Source organism: Flavobacterium sp. (assembly GCF_036405015.1).
Classification (GTDB): domain Bacteria; phylum Bacteroidota; class Bacteroidia; order Flavobacteriales; family Flavobacteriaceae; genus Flavobacterium.
Map to the genome: position 1 here is coordinate 1 of NZ_DASWYK010000204.1, position 1,911 is coordinate 1,911.

2 protein-coding genes are annotated in these 1,911 nt (G+C 34.9%); both read left to right on the forward strand.

Going from position 1 to position 1,911, the window contains the following annotated elements:
• Nucleotides 1–1,703, forward strand: a 1,703-nt coding sequence (locus tag VGE71_RS17350) for a TonB-dependent receptor (protein ID WP_331139439.1), incomplete at its 5' end; no start/stop codon positions are given.
• Between the two features lie 53 nt (nucleotides 1,704–1,756).
• Nucleotides 1,757–1,911, forward strand: a 155-nt coding sequence (locus VGE71_RS17355) for a GTP-binding protein (RefSeq protein WP_331139440.1), incomplete at its 3' end; no start/stop codon positions are given.

Below are 1,911 nucleotides of genomic sequence, written 5' to 3' on the forward strand. Positions count from 1 at the left end.
ATGTGGAAAAGCAAACCACAAGAAACTTAAGTCTTTATCCTTATATAAGTCAGTTTGTGCTCGAAAAGATGAATGATCCTCAGTGGGAATTAACAGAAGCAGACTTATATACTTTTGAAGAAAAATCATTTATAGACGGGGTTTATGTATCCAATCAAAAAAACAGTTTGTATGTAGCAGGACAGCCTGCCGGAACACCACTTTCAACAACTGTAGTAAAAAGTATCACAGATTATGCTCCTGTAAAAAAAAGAACAATGCCTAATAGTCATGCCAATAGCTATGTGGTAAATTTTGGAACAGGTTATGTTGGCGAAAAATTCAATTTTGGTATCGGTTTTCGAAGATCATACGGTTACTATGGAATTCCGGGTTTTGCATTACGTAAGTTGCCTGGACATACACACACGCATGATGATGGTTACTCACATGAAGTGGAAGGTGAAAGTGTTTATTTGCCAATAAACACAAGATCAGAAGGAAATAGCCTAATGATGGAATCGGAATACAGGCCACAAGGTACAGCAATTGCTGCTTTGAGGTTAAATTATATGCTGCAGTACTCTAAGGATAGCGAACTTATTGGAGATTATCTTGCCAACAAATTTTCGGCAGCCCGTCATATTGTTAGATTAGAAATAGATCAACATTCTCTTTCGTTTTTGAAGGGACTTTCTGGAATAGATCTTTCTACTGTGAATATTGATGGAAGCGGTGAACAGCGTTATCTCCCTGATAACAAAAGCCGAGAATTTGGATTATTTACGCTGCAACAGTTTGTTATTAAATTTCTAAAGCTAAATGCTGGCTATCGTCATGATCTTGTTCAAAGACGAGCAAGACTCACAGAAGGATATAAACCTAGTAGAGGATTGGGAGGAGGAAAACTTTCTGATAGGGATTTTCAATTAAATCAGTTTACCACTGGAGCACAAATAGATATTACTAAATATGCTTATTTGAAAGGTACGTATTCTCATTCTGAACGTGCTCCTGATGTTAACGAATTATATGCAGGTAATAATCATTTCGCTATTATTTTAGAAGAAAATGGCGATGACCGCTTAAATAAAGAAACAGCAAAAACTGTAGAGCTTGAAGCAGGATTTAATTATGAAGGATTAAAGCTTTCGGTTACACATTATCGCACAATGTTGGATAATTATTTATATCTGGCTCATACAGGAATTGCACGTTCAGGAGGTTTTTTGGTAAAAGAATGGCGTCAATCTAACACCAAACTAAACGGATGGGAAGCTGAAATGGTGTACAATCAAAAGATTAATGAAAAATGTATTATTCAGCTGGGTTCTTATTTTGATTTGGTTAAAAATATCAATGTTTCGGGAGATCATATGAGAGATTGGGCAGAAGGAGATTATATGCCCAACATGCCTGTGAGCAGGTTCGGATTTTCGGGCGGTATCAACTTTAGAAAATTTGAATTCAATGCAGCATTCGACCGTTATCTTGAACAGCGTTTTCTAGGTAAAAACATTAATCCAGAACCTCCTATGCCTGCTTATTCTTTACTTTCAGCAAGGCTTGCCTACAATATGATTTTTAGGGATTATAGAATAGAATATTTTGCTTCTGGTACCAATTTGTTAAATGTTGAAGCGAGACCACAGAATTCTTTTCTAAAATATTTAGCTCCATTACCTGGCATTAATATCTCTTTAGGACTGACAGTTAGTATCTAAATTACAGCAGATTATATAAAAAACTCAAAAATTAAATTTAAAAATATTTAAAAATGGAATTAAAGAAAAAATTACCTGTCACTGTCTTGAGTGGTTTTTTAGGAGCAGGAAAAACAACACTTTTAAATTACATACTGCATAATAAAAAAGGACTTAAGGTAGCCGTGATAGTAAACGATATGAGTGAAATTAATATTGATTCTCAATT